Source organism: Marinobacterium zhoushanense, assembly GCF_014641945.1.
Taxonomy (GTDB): domain Bacteria; phylum Pseudomonadota; class Gammaproteobacteria; order Pseudomonadales; family Balneatricaceae; genus Marinobacterium_D; species Marinobacterium_D zhoushanense.
In genome coordinates this window covers 776,720-789,280 of record NZ_BMIJ01000001.1, presented here as the reverse complement: position 1 = coordinate 789,280, position 12,561 = coordinate 776,720, and the positions used below count along the sequence as shown (strand labels likewise).

Below are 12,561 nucleotides of genomic sequence, written 5' to 3'. Positions count from 1 at the left end.
TAGCTGTTGGGTTAGCTGTGCTGTTCGCGCCCGCGCATAAAGATGCGGTAGATACCCCAGCTCAGGGTACAGGCGGCGGTAAGCCAGCACATGATGCCGATATATTGGATGATGTCGCCGACCGGAATATGTAGGTATTCGGTGGTGACGTTCCGGCGCAGCGAGCGCGCCGCCTGAGTCATTATGGTATCGCCGAGCAGGTAGAGCATCGCCGCGATCAGCAGGGCGGACAGGGTTTCCAGTCCCTTGACCCAGCGCCCGAACAGGTTATCGAGCACGTCGATCACCACATGGGTGCCGCGCCAGGTGATCACCGGTATCTCGGCAAATACGATGATCGCCAGTGCGATCTCGGTCATCTCGGTGGCGCCGTCCACGGCATTGCCGAAGAAGTAGCGCCCGAATACGTCAACGCAGGTAAGCAGTACCAGAGCCAGCAGGAGGGCGCCGGCCAGCGCTTCGAGGAGAAACGCCAGCCAGGCCATCGGGCCCTTCTCGTGGTAGTGCAGATGCAGCCATTGCGAGAAGTGCATTAGCCCTTACCTCAGTTTGCCGCGACGCTGCCGGGCTTGTAGGAGCGGGCGATATCGCGCAGCTCTTTCAACGCAGCTTCGGCATCATCACTACGGTCGGCGACCGACTGAACCCAGACCTCGTCCAGGCCTTTGGTCAGGGTATCGAACTGCTTGGCCATCGCGTCGTTGTTGCCCACTTCGACCACGTTGACACCCGCTTCGCGGCTGGCGGCGAGTGCATCGATACCGCACTGATCCCACACCTGACCGGCCATCTGTGACAGCTTCTCGCCGGACACCTTCAGGATCGCCTGCTTGTCTTTCGGATCCAGGCTATCGAGGAAGTCCGGGTTGGCGAAGATAGCGAAGCTGCCCAGGTACATGCCGCCCGGCAGCAGGGTCAGGTTCGGTGCCACTTCGCTCAGGCGCAGGGTCTTCTGTTCGCAGACCGGCAGGAAGGTGCCGTCGATAACACCCTGCTGCATCATCTCGTAGACCTTGGATGCCGGCGCGTTGACCGGAGTGACCTCCATCCGCGCGCCCAGTTCGCTCTGGATACCGCCGCCGAGGCGGATCTTCATACCTTTCAGATCAGCCAGGCTGGAGATCGGCTTGGCGGTCTGGATCTGGCCGGGGGCATGGGTGAACAGGCCCATCAGCTCGAGACCTTCATGCTCGTTGGCGTCGGAAAAGTACTTTTCGTAGACACGCCAGTAAGCGACGGAGGCAGCTTCGGCATCGGCGCCAAGGCCCGGCTGTTCGACGATCTGGGTCAGACGGAAGCGGCCCGGCACGTAGCCGTGGAAGGTCCAGCTGGCATCGACAACGCCATCTTCAACCAGTGAGAACATGTCCTTGGGGTGGCCCATGTTGTATTCGAGCTTCAGGGTGACGCGGCCTTCGGTGGCCTCTTCGATCCACTTGCCCCAGGTGGGCAGTACATCGGTGTTCTGCGGGTGGGTCGGCGGCAGCCAGGTGGCGACACGCATCTCGGTAGCGGCCAGGGTCGGCAGCGAGCCGAGCGACAACATCAGTGAGGAGGTTACGAGCAGTTTTTTCAAGTTCATTGAAGTGTCCTTCTTATAGTTTTCGGTCTTCATCAAACGACAGGCGTGAGGTTTGGTTGCCTGGGTTTAATAGGGGATTATATGACACGAAATAGAAATGTCTAATATCATTATTGTGTCATTAAGTCGCATATATATAGCGTGTAATTATTGATAGCTTAATAAAATTAGCTATTTATGATTATTGTTTAAGATACAAGCTAGTTAGTTTGTGTCTCTGAAATGTGCTTTATATATAGTGGTGATATGCCGGAGAGTTCAGCCTGGTGCCCCTCTCTGCAGGCAGAGGCACCAAGCTGAGTCCGATCAATCCTCCCTGCGCGCCACCAACGTCAGGATGTTGTACAGCGCCACCGGCTTGTCGTGCTGATTGCGCACCTCCACATCCCAGACCACCACGCCGTTGGGCTGCTCTTCGTCCGAGCGACGATCCTTCTTGATCTTCTGCTTGCAGGTCAGGCGTACCCGGATGGTGTCGCCGATCCCGACCGGTTCGACGAAGCGCAGGTTCTCCATGCCGTAGTTGGCCAGTACCGGGCCCGGCGAGGGCTCGACGAACATGCCGGCAGCTGCCGAGATGACGAAGTAGCCGTGGGCCACGCGCTTGCCGAAGAGGGAGTCCTTCGCCGCGATCTCATCGAAGTGGGCGTAGAAGTGATCGCCGGACAGGCAGCCGAAGTTGACGATATCCGCTTCGGTTACGGTGCGGCGGTGGGTGATAAGCGTCTCGCCGATCTGCAGCTCCTCGAAGTACTTGCGGAACGGGTGCACAGGATCCTTGATCTGCTCGGAGCCCGGGTTGAACTCCTTGGTGATCGCGGTCAGCGTGGTCGGGTGACCCTGGATCGCGGTGCGCTGCATGTAGTGCTTGACCGCGCGCAGACCGCCCAGCTCCTCGCCGCCACCGGCGCGTCCCGGGCCACCGTGGACCAGGGTCGGCAATGGCGAGCCGTGGCCGGTGGACTCCTTGGCGCAGTCGGCGTTCAGTATCAGCAGGCGACCATGGTAGGCGGCACTGCCGAGTACCAGGTCGCGGGCCTCCAGGTTGTCGGCGGTAACGATGGAACCCACCAGGCTGCCCTTGCCGCGCTTGGCGATGGCAATTGCCTGATCCAGGTCGTCATAGGCCATCAGCGTCGATACCGGACCGAACGCCTCCACGCTGTGCGGCAGCTCGCTGCTGAGCGGCTGGTCGGCGTAGAGCAGGGTGGTGGGGAAGAACGCACCCTTCTCGGCATCACCCCCGGTGATGGCGAAGTCGCGGTTGCCGCCGTGGATCAGTTCGCACGCCTGGCGCAGCTGTTCCACCTTGCTCCAGACATCGTCGACCTGGCTGCGACCGACCAGCGGTCCCATGCGCACGCCCTCAACGGACGGATCGCCGATGGTGGTCTTGGCCAGGCGTGCCTTCAGCGCGTCGGCTACCGCCTCGACCCGGTTGCGCGGCACGATGGCACGACGGATCGCGGTACATTTCTGTCCCGCCTTGACCGTCATCTCCCGCGCTACCTCTTTTACATAGAGGTCGAACTCCGGTGAGCCCGGCTCCACGCTGGCACCGAGGATGCTGCAGTTCAGCGAGTCCGCTTCCATGGTGAACGGGATGGAGTGGGCGACGATATTGGGGTGGCTGCGCAGCTTCTGTCCGGTAGATGCTGAGCCGGTGAAAGTAACCACGTCCTGCTCATCAAGCAGATCGAGCAGGTTGCCGACGCTGCCGGAGATCAGCTGGATGGCGCCCTCCGGCAGCAGGCCGGAGTCAACGATCTCGCGCACCATCGCTTCGGTCAGGTAGGCCGAGGCGGTGGCCGGCTTGACGATCACCGACATACCGGCGGCCAGGCTTGGCGCAATCTTTTCCAGCATGCCCCAGCAGGGGAAGTTGAAGGCGTTGATATGCACTGCAACACCCTGTTTCGGTACCAGGATATGACGGCCAATAAAGCTGCCCCCGGCGGACAGACGCTGGGCATCGTCCTCGACCAGGAAGGTCTCGTTGGGCAGTTCGCGGCGGACCAGGCTGGCGTAGGTGAACAGGGTGCCGATACCGCCCTCGATATCGATCCAGCTGTCGGTGCGGGTGGCACCGGTCCAGGCGGAGATGCGGTAGAACTCCTCCTTCTTCGCTATCAGCCGCTGAGCCAGTGCCTTCAGCGCGTTGGCGCGCTCGTGGAAGGTGAGCTTGCGCAGCGCTGGACCACCCTTTTCGCGGGCGAAGCGCACGGCGTCGTTGAAGTCGATGCCGCTGCTGCTGACGCTGCACACCAGGTCGCCGTTGACGGCGTTGAACACCTCGGTGCCGCTGTCGTTGCCTTCGATCCACTGGCCGTTGATGTAGCTGTTCAGTTTCATCGCGAGAATCTCCCTAAGATCAGTGGTCGAAGTCCAGGATCACCTTGTCAGTGACCGGGTAGCACTGGCAGGAGAGTACGTAACCCGCCTTCACCTCGTAATCCTCGAGCGCGAAGTTGGCGTCCATCTCCACCTCGCCCTCAACCACCCGTGCGCGGCAGGTGGAGCAGACGCCGGCCTTGCAGGAGTAGGGCAGATCGGCGCCGTGGCTGTTGCCGGCGTCGAGGATGTTGTCGCTGTTGCGCGGCAGCTCGAAGCTGATGCTGCGGCCGTCGGCGATCACGGTAACGTCGCACATCTCGACCTTGCCGGAGCTGTCCTGCACGCGATGCTTGCGTGCCTGGTTGCCGCCGGTAGGCGCAAACAGTTCGTAGTGGATGCGTGAGAGGTCCAGCTGATGCGCTTCCAGCTGCTCGCGCACGGTTTCGATCATCGTTTGCGGACCGCAGAGGAAGGCGGCGGTCAGGTTGGGCACGTCGAGCCAGTGGTCGAACAGCGCCTTGCACTTGTCGGCGTCGATGCGGCCGTTGTACAGGTCGATATCCTGCTGCTCGCGGGTCATGACGTAGACCAGGTTGAGGCGCGACATGAAGCGGTTCTTCAGGTCTTCCAGCTGCTCGCGCAGGATTGTGCTGGTGGTGGCGCGGTTGCCGTAGAACAGGGTGAACTCGCTGTTCGGTTCGCTTTCCAGCGTGGTCTTGATGATCGAGTAGATCGGTGTGATGCCGCTACCGGCGGCAACGCCCAGGTAGTGACCGGCACGGGCCGGATCCAGGTCGATATGGAAATGACCGGCCGGCGGCATCGCCTCGATCTGCAGCCCCTTGCGCGCCTGATCGTTCAGGAAGTTGGAGAACAGACCGCCGGAGATACGCTTGACCGCGATGCGCAGCTCTTCATCCGCCGGGGAGGTGCAGATGGAGTAGGAGCGGCGTACCTCTTCACCGTCGATCTGGGTACGCAGCACCAGGTGCTGACCCTCACGGTAGCGGTAGGTATCTTTCAGTTCGTCGGGCACCGCGAAAGCGATGGAGATAGCGTCGCGGGTTTCCTGGCGGACGTCCGCAACTTCCAGGGTGTGAAAACGGCTCATCGTATTCTCTCTGTTATTGTTGGGCTCGGATGCGACTGGCTCGGTAGCTTGAGCTCAGATGCACTTGAAGTAGTCGAACGGCTCGAGACAGCTGTTACAGCGGTACAGCGCCTTGCAGGCGGTAGAGCCGAACTCGCTGACCTGCACGGTGTCGTGGGAGCCGCACTGGGGGCAGGCAACCTCCGGTTCCTCACCCAACAGGCTGCGCTTGGAGGCGGAGCCTACCGGCGGTGCGATACCGTACTGGCGCAGCTTTTCGCGGCCGGACTCGGTGATCCAGTCGGTGGTCCAAGCCGGTGCCAGTTGTTGATGCAGGCGCACATTGGCGATGCCGGCCGCATGCAGCGCCTCGGTGATCGCCTCCTCGATAAACTCGGTGGCCGGACAGCCGGAGTAGGTGGGGGTTAGTGTCACCACCAGCTGACGCCCGTCCCATTGCAGATCGCGCACGATGCCGAGATCGACCACGCTGACCACCGGCACCTCGGGATCGGGTACCGCGTCGAGCAGGGTCCAGATCGCCTCGATCGAGGGCTGTTCAAGCTGCTGACCGGCACGGTCGGTGGCGATCAGTGGCTGGCTCGTGTGATCGGCCTGTGCGTTGTCGAATTCCCGGATCATCGTGCATACCTCTTTTTATCAGGGGAGGCAGATCAAGGGTTACCAGCTGGCACCCGGATAGGCGCGCGGCAGGAACTGCATCTCGGCCAGCAGGAAGCCGAGCTGCTCGGTGTGCAGTCCCTGCTTGCTGCCGCGCTGCATGTACTCATCCATCGACGGGCAGTTCAGTGTCGCTTCCGCGAGCAGGGCCTGGACATCGGCCTGCCAGAGACTGCGCAGCTGATTCAGATCGGCACCGATGCCGGCGTCGGCGAGCAGGCTGTCCACCTCGTCGGCGATGAACATCTCGCCGGAGTAGGTCCAGATCTCGTCGATCGCGTCCTGCATCTTGGCGTGGCTCTCCTCGGTGCCGTCACCGAGGCGCTTGATCCAGGCGCTGGAGCGGCGCAGGTGGTAGATCACCTCCTTCAGTCCCTTGGCGGCAATAGCAGCGATGCGTTCATCGGCGGAGCCGCTCAGTGCGCTCAGCAGGTGGAAGTGCCAGACGTCGAACAGGTACTGACGGGCCATGGTGTCGGCGAAGTTGCCGTTGGCCTGCTCGACGATGAGCAGGTTGCGGTAGGCGCGCTCGTCGCGGGTGAAAGCCAGGTCGTCGGCGCTGCGGCCGGCACCTTCGATCTCCGCCGCGCTTGCCACCTCTGCCGCAAGGGTCATCCAGGAGCGGGCCTGACCTATCAGGTCCAGCGCCACGTTGCCGATCGCCATCTCCTCTTCCAGGGCCGGCGCATTGCCGACCAACTCGCACAGGCGCTGACCGAGGATCAGGTCGCTGTCGCCGAGGCGCAGCAGGTATTCAAACAGAGCTTGGTTCTGGGTCATCGTCAGCCCCTCCTTACATGTGGCCCACTTCTTTGGGCAGATCGTAGAAGGTGGCGTGGCGGTACACCTTGTCGTCGGACGGGTCGAACAGCGGCTCTTTCTCGTCCGGTGACGAGGCGGTGATGGCGGCGGAGGGTACAACCCAGATGCTGACGCCTTCGCTGCGACGGGTGTACAGCTCGCGGGCGTTTTCCAGTGCCATGGCAGCATCGGTGGCGTGCACGCTGCCGACATGCTTGTGGTTCAGACCGTGCTTGCTGCGCACGAATACTTCAAAAAGGGTCCAGTCAGACATGTTCTAATCCTCGTTTCAGGCAGCTGCGTTTTTCTGCTTCTGTTTGGCTGCATAGGCACTGGCCGCTTCGCGGACCCAGGTACCCTCTTCAATGGCTTTGCGGCGGGTGCGCAGACGGTCGCGGTTGCAGGGGCCGTTGCCCTTGACCACGTCGTAGAACTCGGTCCAGTCGATCTCGCCGAAATCGTAATGACCGCGTGTTTCGTTCCACTTCAGATCCGGGTCCGGCGCGGTGCAGCCGAGGAACTCCAACTGCGGCACGGTCTGATCGATGAAGCGCTGGCGCAGGTCGTCGTTGGACATGCGCTTGATCTTCCACGCCATCGACTGGGCGGAGTTGGGGGAGTCGGAGTCGTGCGGACCGAACATCATCATCGCCGGCCACCAGAAACGGTTGATCGAGTCCTGCACCATCGCTTTCTGCTCGTCGGTACCGTTCTGCATCATGTGCAGCAGGATCTGGTAACCCTGGCGCTGGTGGAAGCTCTCCTCCTTGCAGATGCGGATCATGGCACGGGAATACGGGCCGTATGACGTTCTCTGTAATACAACCTGGTTGACGATGGCGGCGCCGTCGACCAGCCAGCCGATGGTGCCCATGTCTGCCCAGCTCAGCGCCGGATAGTTGAAGATGCTGGAGTACTTCACCTCGCCGCTGTGCAGCTTGGCGACCTCTTCATCACGGTCGGCACCCAGGGTCTCCATGGCGCTGTACAGATAGAGACCGTGGCCGCCCTCATCCTGGATCTTGGCCAGCAGCTGCAGCTTGCGCTTGAAGTTGGGCGCGCGGGTTAGCCAGTTCTTCTCCGGCAGCATGCCGACGATCTCGGAGTGGGCGTGTTGGGAGATCTGGCGGATCAAGGTGCGGCGGTAGCCCTCCGGCATCCAGTTCTTCGGTTCGATCTTGATCTCGGCATCGATCTTCTCCTGGAATGCGCGCTCTTCCGGCGACATCTCCTCCAGGGTCTTAAGACGTTTTGCGCCTGTATCGACGAGTTGGGCGTACATGGCTGTCTCCTGTTATTTTTCGTGATCTGTCATTGCTTCAGATCAATGTTTGTACCGATTATATGATACGAACAAATAATGTAAAGAAATAAAACCGTATCATAAATGGGCGAAAAAATGGGGCAGGCGAAACTGCCCCGATCGACTTACTGTTTGCGCAGGTCGTTAACGTGCTTCGCCTTGCCCTCGGAGCGCGGCAGTGAGCCCGGTGCACCGACGTTGATGCGGGTGCTGATGCCGATATAGGACTTGATGTGGTGCGTCAGCTCCTTGATCACGCGCGGCTCGGCATCGATGCCGACGGCATTGGGTTTGAGCTCGACCTTGATCTCCATCTGGTCCAGGTTGCCGTTGCGGCTGACGATGATCTCGTAGTGCGGTGCCAGCTCCGGTATGCGCAGGATTTGCTCCTCAATCTGGGTCGGGAACACGTTGACGCCACGGATGATCAGCATGTCGTCGCTGCGCCCGGTGATCTTGTCGATGCGGCGCATCGGCCGTGCTGTACCCGGCAACAGGCGGGTCAGGTCGCGGGTGCGGTAACGGATGATCGGCAGCGCTTCCTTGCTCAGTGAGGTGAATACCAGCTCGCCATACTCGCCATCCGGCATTACCTCGCCGGTATTGGGATCGATGATCTCGGGGTAGAAGTGGTCTTCCCAGATGGTCGGGCCATCCTTGGAATCGATGCACTCCATACCCACGCCCGGGCCCATCACTTCCGACAGGCCGTAGATGTCCATGGCGTCGATGCCAAGACGCTGCTCAAGCTCGGTGCGCATGGTGCCGGTCCAGGGCTCGGCGCCGAAGATGCCCAGGCGCAGCTTGAGTTCGTGCGGATCGAGCCCCTGGCGCTCCATCTCGTCAGCGATATTGAGCATGTAGGAGGGGGTGACCATGATCACATCCGGATTGAAGTCGCGGATCAGCTGCACCTGCTTCTCGGTCTGGCCGCCGGACATCGGGATCACCGTGCAACCCAGGCGCTCGGCACCGTAGTGGGCGCCGAGGCCGCCGGTAAACAGGCCGTAACCGTAGGCGACGTGGACCAGGTCACCGGCATGGGCGCCGGCGGCGCGCAGCGAGCGGGCGACCACGTCGGCCCAGGTATCGATATCCTGCTGCGTGTAACCGACCACGGTGGGTTTGCCGGTGGTGCCGCTGGAGGCGTGGATGCGGACGATATCACGCATCGGCACGGCGAACATGTTGAACGGATAGTTGTCGCGCAGGTCGTTCTTCAGCGTGAACGGGAAGCGGGCCAGATCCTCCAGGGTCTCCAGCTCTTTCGGGTGTACGCCGGCCTCGTCGAACGCCTTGCGGTAAAACGGCACGTTGGTGTACGCGTGCATCAGACTCCAGCGCATGCGCTGCAGCTGGGTGTGGCGCAGCTCATCGATGCTGGCGGTTTCGATCGGGTCCAGAATGCTGGTGTTCTTGTGTGCAGTGCTGGTCATATCTCGTGTCCTGATCAATTATTTTTATAGCCGATTCCGCCCGCAGCTGTTGGGCGCTCGCGGGCGGCCGTCTGGGGCGAATGGGTCAGAGTCGCTCGATTACCATGGCGATACCCTGACCGACGCCGATACACATGGTGCACAGGGCATAACGGCCCTGGCGGATCTCCAGTTCATTCAGCGCCGTGGTCACCAGGCGTGCGCCGCTGGCACCGAGGGGGTGGCCAAGGGCGATGGCTCCGCCGTTCGGGTTCACGTGCGCGGCATCGTCCGGCAAGCCCAGGTCACGCAGTACCGCCAGAGCCTGGGCGGCAAACGCCTCATTGAGCTCGATCACATCCATCTGCGCAAGCTCGAGACCGGTCTGCTTCAGTACCTTGCGTACCGCAGGTGCAGGTCCAAAGCCCATGATGCGGGGTTCCAGCCCCGCCGTAGCCATGCCGACCACGCGGGCGCGGGCCTTGAGCCCCAGGCGCTCAGCGGTCTCGGCGTTGCTGAGCAGCAGGGCGCAAGCGCCGTCGTTAACACCGGAGGCGTTGCCGGCAGTGACGCTGCCACCGTCGCGGAACGGCGTCGGCAGCTTGGCTAGCGCTTCCAGCGTGGTGGTGCGGGGATGTTCGTCGGTATCGAAGATCAGCGGATCCGCCTTGCGGCGCGGAATCGTCACCGGCACGATCTCGCGCTGGAAGCGACCCGCTTCGATGGCGGCTGCGGTGCGCTGCTGGCTGCGCAGGGCAAACAGGTCCTGGTCTTCACGGCTGATGTTGAACTGCGCGGCCACGTTCTCCGCGGTTTCCGGCATCGAATCGACACCGTACTGCGCCTTCATCTGCTTGTTGACGAAACGCCAGCCGATGGTGGTATCGAAGATCTCGGCGCTACGGCTGAATGCCGTCTCCGCCTTGCCCATGACGAACGGGGCTCGGGACATCGACTCGACGCCACCGGCGATCATCAGCGCGGTCTCGCCGGCCTTGAGTGCGCGCGCGGCGGTGCCGATCGCGTCCATGCCAGAGCCGCACAGGCGGTTCAGTGTGGTGCCCGGTACGCTGACCGGTAGCCCCGCTAGCAGTGCCGACATGCGCGCCACGTTGCGGTTGTCCTCGCCGGCCTGGTTGGCACAGCCGTAGACGATGTCATCCACTTCGTTCCAGTCGATACCGGGGTTGCGCTCCATCAGCGCCTTGATCGGCACCGCGCCGAGATCGTCGGCACGTACGCTCGCCAGGGTGCCCGCGTAACGGCCGAACGGTGTGCGGATGGCATCGATAATCAGTGCGTCTTTCATATGCAGGGTCTCCGGTTACGCGCTTTCGTTAGGGCGGGCGTCGTCAGCGAGCAGCGTGCCGCGCACCTGGTAGGATTTGCCGCGGAACAGTGCGATCAGGTCGCCGTTCTGGTTCTCGATGCGGATGTCGTACACACCGGTACGCTTGCCGCGGGACTGCTCTTTGGCAGAGGCGGTCAGCCGATCACCGAGCTGGCCCGGGGCGACATAGTCGATGGTGCAGCCCTGGGCCACGGTCACCGCGTTGTAGGTGTTGCAGGCAAAGGCGAAGGTCGAGTCGGCCAGGGTGAAGATGTAACCGCCGTGGCAGTTGTTGTGGCCCTGGATCATCTGCTGGGTGATCTCCATGCTCAGCGTCGCTTCGCCGGGGGCGATATGCTCGATCTTCATGCCCAGCATGCGGGTGGCATTGTCGCGGCTGTACATGGCGTCGGCACAAGCCTCGGCCAGCTGCTGGGGTGTCATAGAGGAGATCTGGTCAGTCATGGTAGCGCGCTCCGGAGTAGAGTTTCTGGCGCAGCAGGCGTGACGGGCGGTAGCGCTCCTCACCGTAGCTGCTCTGCAGGTTGCTCAGGGTCTGGTGGATATGGGGCAGGCCCACCTGTTCAGCCCAGGCCAGCGGTCCCTGCGGGTAGTTGACGCCGTAGCGCATGGCGTTGTCGGCATCGGCGGCGTTGCAGACGCCCTGCATCACCGCGTCCGAGGCCTCGTTGGCGAGCATGGCGACGGTGCGCAGCACGGCCAGACCCGGTACGTCATCGAGCTGGGTCAGGGCGATACCGATATGGCTGAACAGCGCGGCGATGGCGTCCATATCCTGGTCCGATACCCGGCGGTTGCGGCTGACAGCCAGGCGGCTGCAGCGGCCGTAATCGAGCGCCAGATCGAACAGCGCCAGGGCGCCAATACCATCCTGTACCGCGCGCTCATCGGCCATGCGGCCGTCGCTGAGGGCCAGGGTGCAGTCGCCGACACGGATCAGACCGCGGCCTTCACGCAACACCACATTGATATCGGCTGCGCGCCAGCGCTCGATCAGCGGTGCGGCAGAGCCCAGCTCACCCTCGATCACAATGGTCTCCGGCAGGTGCTCTGCGCTAGCGGCGACAGTGCTCGGTTGCGGTTTTTCGGCCTCGTCGCGGTAAGTGTAGAAGCCCTGGCCGGACTTGCGTCCCAGGCGCCCGGCGTCGACCAGCGCCTGCTGGGTCAGTGACGGCTGGAAACGGGTGTCGCCGTAGTAGGCGTTGAACACCGAGCAGGTCACCGCGTAGTTGACGTCGTGGCCGATCAGATCCATCAGCTCGAACGGGCCCATGCGGAAACCGCCAGCCTCGCGCATCAGCGCATCCAGCGTGGCGCAGTCGGCGGCGCCCTCTTCGAGCAGCCGCAGGCCTTCGGCGTAGAACGGGCGGGCCAGGCGGTTGACGATAAAGCCCGGGGTGGATTTGGCGTAGACCGCTTTCTTGCCCCATGCGGTGGCCAGGCGGTGCAGGGTCTGAGCAACGGCGGGATCGGTATCCAGGCCGGAGACGATCTCGACCAGCTTCATCACCGGTGCCGGGTTGAAGAAGTGCATGCCGGCCAAGAGCTGGGGCTGTTTCAAGCCCGCGCCGATGGAGGTGATGGAGATCGACGAGGTGTTGGAGGCGAACAGGGTGCCCGGTGCACAGATTGTTTCCAACTGGGCAAACAGGCCGCGCTTGATCTCCAGGTTCTCGATGATCGCCTCGATCACCAGATCGGCATCGGACAGCGCGTTTAGAGAATCGATCGGCTGCATGCGGGCCAGCAGGGCGTCACGTTCAGCCGCGTCGAGCTTGCCGCGGGCAACCAGCTTGTCCAGCCCTTTGCCGGTGTTGTCTATCCCTTTCCGGGCGGCACCGGGGGCGTTATCGAACAGCAGCACCGGATGGCCGGCTGCCGCCGCGACCTGGGCGATACCGGCACCCATGGCGCCGGCACCGATCACGCCGATTACGGAACGTTCAGTAATCTGTTTCATCTCGGCTCTCTGTTTAATCCCAGTTTGCTGTTTAATCTCAGTTT

Annotated in this window: 12 protein-coding genes; all 12 read right to left on the bottom strand. The window is 62.3% G+C overall.

Features of this window, described 5'->3' with window-relative positions; genetic code table 11:
* Nucleotides 1-11: 11 nt before the first annotated feature.
* The 12 genes from IEX40_RS03690 to paaH all read right to left on the bottom strand — a co-directional run bounded on the left by IEX40_RS03690 (nucleotide 12) and on the right by paaH (nucleotide 12,517).
* Nucleotides 12-533 carry a TRAP transporter small permease gene (locus IEX40_RS03690; RefSeq protein ID WP_188745726.1) on the bottom strand — a complete coding sequence of 174 codons (522 nt, stop codon included), beginning with the start codon at nucleotides 531-533 and terminating at the stop codon, nucleotides 12-14.
* Nucleotides 534-544: 11 nt separating this feature from the next.
* Nucleotides 545-1,582, bottom strand: coding sequence for a TRAP transporter substrate-binding protein (locus IEX40_RS03685; protein ID WP_188745725.1), 1,038 nt, complete (start codon nucleotides 1,580-1,582; stop codon nucleotides 545-547).
* Between the two features lie 306 nt (nucleotides 1,583-1,888).
* Nucleotides 1,889-3,934 carry a phenylacetic acid degradation bifunctional protein PaaZ gene (gene paaZ, locus IEX40_RS03680; protein WP_188745724.1) on the bottom strand — a complete coding sequence of 682 codons (2,046 nt, stop codon included), beginning with the start codon at nucleotides 3,932-3,934 and terminating at the stop codon, nucleotides 1,889-1,891.
* A 19-nt stretch (nucleotides 3,935-3,953) separates the two neighbouring features.
* A complete protein-coding gene (paaE, locus tag IEX40_RS03675) occupies nucleotides 3,954-5,027 on the bottom strand; it encodes a 1,2-phenylacetyl-CoA epoxidase subunit PaaE (protein ID WP_188745723.1) in 1,074 nt (357 codons plus the stop codon).
* Between the two features lie 54 nt (nucleotides 5,028-5,081).
* A complete protein-coding gene (paaD, locus tag IEX40_RS03670) occupies nucleotides 5,082-5,648 on the bottom strand; it encodes a 1,2-phenylacetyl-CoA epoxidase subunit PaaD (RefSeq protein ID WP_188745722.1) in 567 nt (188 codons plus the stop codon).
* Between the two features lie 39 nt (nucleotides 5,649-5,687).
* A complete protein-coding gene (gene paaC / locus IEX40_RS03665; protein ID WP_188745721.1) occupies nucleotides 5,688-6,467 on the bottom strand; it encodes a 1,2-phenylacetyl-CoA epoxidase subunit PaaC in 780 nt (259 codons plus the stop codon).
* A gap of 13 nt (nucleotides 6,468-6,480) precedes the next feature.
* Nucleotides 6,481-6,762 carry a 1,2-phenylacetyl-CoA epoxidase subunit PaaB gene (gene paaB / locus IEX40_RS03660; protein ID WP_188745720.1) on the bottom strand — a complete coding sequence of 94 codons (282 nt, stop codon included), beginning with the start codon at nucleotides 6,760-6,762 and terminating at the stop codon, nucleotides 6,481-6,483.
* 15 nt (nucleotides 6,763-6,777) lie between these two features.
* On the bottom strand, nucleotides 6,778-7,770 hold the full coding sequence (paaA, locus tag IEX40_RS03655) for a 1,2-phenylacetyl-CoA epoxidase subunit PaaA (protein WP_188745719.1): 993 nt from the start codon (nucleotides 7,768-7,770) through the stop codon (nucleotides 6,778-6,780).
* Between the two features lie 146 nt (nucleotides 7,771-7,916).
* Nucleotides 7,917-9,227: a phenylacetate--CoA ligase PaaK gene (gene paaK, locus IEX40_RS03650; RefSeq protein WP_188745718.1), complete on the bottom strand. Its 1,311-nt coding sequence runs from the start codon at nucleotides 9,225-9,227 to the stop codon at nucleotides 7,917-7,919.
* Between the two features lie 85 nt (nucleotides 9,228-9,312).
* Complete coding sequence (gene pcaF / locus IEX40_RS03645) at nucleotides 9,313-10,515, bottom strand: 3-oxoadipyl-CoA thiolase (protein WP_188745717.1); 1,203 nt, start codon at nucleotides 10,513-10,515, stop codon at nucleotides 9,313-9,315.
* 15 nt (nucleotides 10,516-10,530) lie between these two features.
* Entirely contained in the window at nucleotides 10,531-11,001 is a 471-nt protein-coding gene (gene paaI, locus IEX40_RS03640) for a hydroxyphenylacetyl-CoA thioesterase PaaI (protein ID WP_188745716.1), read from the bottom strand.
* A complete protein-coding gene (gene paaH, locus IEX40_RS03635) occupies nucleotides 10,994-12,517 on the bottom strand; it encodes a 3-hydroxyacyl-CoA dehydrogenase PaaH (protein ID WP_188745715.1) in 1,524 nt (507 codons plus the stop codon). Before paaH ends, paaI begins: the two co-directional genes overlap by 8 nt.
* Nucleotides 12,518-12,561: the final 44 nt, after the last annotated feature.

Excerpts from the sequence above, each read along its gene's own strand:
- IEX40_RS03690 (WP_188745726.1), bottom strand. The coding sequence starts at position 533 with ATGCACTTCTCGCAATGGCTGCATCTGCACTACCACGAGAAGGGCCCG.
- IEX40_RS03685 (WP_188745725.1), bottom strand. The coding sequence starts at position 1,582 with ATGAACTTGAAAAAACTGCTCGTAACCTCCTCACTGATGTTGTCGCTC.
- paaZ (WP_188745724.1), bottom strand. The coding sequence starts at position 3,934 with ATGAAACTGAACAGCTACATCAACGGCCAGTGGATCGAAGGCAACGAC.
- paaE (WP_188745723.1), bottom strand. The coding sequence starts at position 5,027 with ATGAGCCGTTTTCACACCCTGGAAGTTGCGGACGTCCGCCAGGAAACC.
- paaD (WP_188745722.1), bottom strand. The coding sequence starts at position 5,648 with ATGATCCGGGAATTCGACAACGCACAGGCCGATCACACGAGCCAGCCA.
- paaC (WP_188745721.1), bottom strand. The coding sequence starts at position 6,467 with ATGACCCAGAACCAAGCTCTGTTTGAATACCTGCTGCGCCTCGGCGAC.
- paaB (WP_188745720.1), bottom strand. The coding sequence starts at position 6,762 with ATGTCTGACTGGACCCTTTTTGAAGTATTCGTGCGCAGCAAGCACGGT.
- paaA (WP_188745719.1), bottom strand. The coding sequence starts at position 7,770 with ATGTACGCCCAACTCGTCGATACAGGCGCAAAACGTCTTAAGACCCTG.
- paaK (WP_188745718.1), bottom strand. The coding sequence starts at position 9,227 with ATGACCAGCACTGCACACAAGAACACCAGCATTCTGGACCCGATCGAA.
- pcaF (WP_188745717.1), bottom strand. The coding sequence starts at position 10,515 with ATGAAAGACGCACTGATTATCGATGCCATCCGCACACCGTTCGGCCGT.
- paaI (WP_188745716.1), bottom strand. The coding sequence starts at position 11,001 with ATGACTGACCAGATCTCCTCTATGACACCCCAGCAGCTGGCCGAGGCT.
- paaH (WP_188745715.1), bottom strand. The coding sequence starts at position 12,517 with ATGAAACAGATTACTGAACGTTCCGTAATCGGCGTGATCGGTGCCGGC.